At 71.1% G+C, this 1,445-nt stretch carries 2 protein-coding genes; both read left to right on the top strand.

Features of this window, described 5'->3' with window-relative positions; all coding sequences use genetic code 11:
* Positions 1 to 619, top strand: a 619-nt coding sequence (locus ACKTTN_RS14785; RefSeq protein WP_407910665.1) for a ParA family protein, incomplete at its 5' end; no start/stop codon positions are given.
* Between the two features lie 2 nt (positions 620 to 621).
* Positions 622 to 1,356, top strand: a complete 735-nt coding sequence (locus tag ACKTTN_RS14790) for a chemotaxis protein CheW (RefSeq protein ID WP_407910666.1) — start codon at positions 622 to 624, stop codon at positions 1,354 to 1,356.
* Positions 1,357 to 1,445: the final 89 nt, after the last annotated feature.

The raw sequence follows: 1,445 nt of genomic DNA on the forward strand, positions 1-1,445 counted from the left end.
GACCGATCCGCCGCCGCGCGGTTCGTACGAGCTGTTCACCGATGCGACGCAGGTGCTGTCGCGCCTTGCGCGCACGACCGATGTCGACGGCCTGTCGATCTGCCCCGCGCAGCCGTCGCTGGCGACGCTCGAACGCCGCGGCGCTAGCCAGCCCGGCCTGGGCCTCGCGCTGGGCCGCGCACTGCACGCCGCGCGCGACATCTACGACTACACGCTGCTCGACTGCCCGCCGACGCTCGGCCTGCTGATGGTCAACGCGCTCGCGGCGGCCGATCGCCTGGTCGCGCCGACGCAGACCGACCCGCTCGCGCTGCACGGCCTGCGCGACATGCTGCGCACCGCCGACATGGTCGAGCGCTCGCGCCGTCGCCCGTTGCCGCGCGCGATCATTCCGACGCTGCACGACAAGCGCACGCGCTCCGGCCAGGCCAGCCTCGACCAGCTGCGCGACAGCTACGGCGAGCAGGTCAGCCCCGACGCGATCCCGGTCGACACGCGCCTGCGCGACGCGATGGCCGTTGCATCCGGCCCGAAGTTTGCAAGCCGGGGTGCAGACGCTTATCGCGAGGCGCTGCAGTGGCTCCTCGATCCCATTTCCCTCCAGTGCGAAGCCGCCTGACCATGGCCACCATCGACGCCTACCTGGATGAACTGCTCGGCGCGCACAACGCGCCCGTAGCGGTCGCGGCCGAAGCGCCCGCGCTCGCCGCGCTCGCCGCGCCGGTCGAAGCCGAACTCGAAGTCGAAGCGCGATCGGCGCCGGAGCCCCTGGCGGTCGTTGTCGCCTCGCCTGTTGTCGACATCGAGCCGCCCGTCGTGCATCCGGCACCCACCCCGTCACCCGCGCGTGCGATGCCGTCGCTCGAGGCGTTCGCCGCGACGACACCGATCGCACCGATCCCGCGCGTGCCGGTGGCCGCACCACCGGGCCGTGCGCGTACGGCCACTGGCGGCAACCGCTGGCTGCGCGTCTGCGTCGCCCACGACTCGTACGCGTTCGAACTGCTGCGCGTGCAGGAAGTGGTGCGCGTCGCGCCGGTCGTCGCCATGCGCGGCGCCGCGCATTCGGTGCTGGGCGTGATGAACCTGCGCGGGCGCATCGTGCCGGTCTTCGACCTCGGCATGTGGCTGGACGTGGGCGCGGTGAAGGCGGACGAACGCTCGCGCGTGGTCGTCATCGAACGCGACGACGAACTGATCGGCGTGCTGGTGACGTGCGTCGAGGACGTGGTGTCGCTGGAGCGCGAACACGTGGAGCCGCCGCTGGCGGGTGCGGACCCGGGGCCTACGCTGGGCGTTGCGCGGGTTACGGATGCGCCTACGGTCTTGTTGGATGCGGATGCGTTGTTTGATTGACGGGAGTTCGCGGGTTGGCTGATGCGGCCTCGACGTGAACTCGAGCTCGAAGGCGAAGTCAAAGGCGAAGTCAAAGGCGTTTCGTGCGC

It is taken from the genome of Lysobacter claricitrinus, assembly GCF_045866565.1.
Taxonomy (GTDB): Bacteria; Pseudomonadota; Gammaproteobacteria; order Xanthomonadales; family Xanthomonadaceae; genus Cognatilysobacter; species Cognatilysobacter claricitrinus.

Excerpts from the sequence above, each read along its gene's own strand:
- ACKTTN_RS14790 (WP_407910666.1), top strand. The coding sequence starts at position 622 with ATGGCCACCATCGACGCCTACCTGGATGAACTGCTCGGCGCGCACAAC.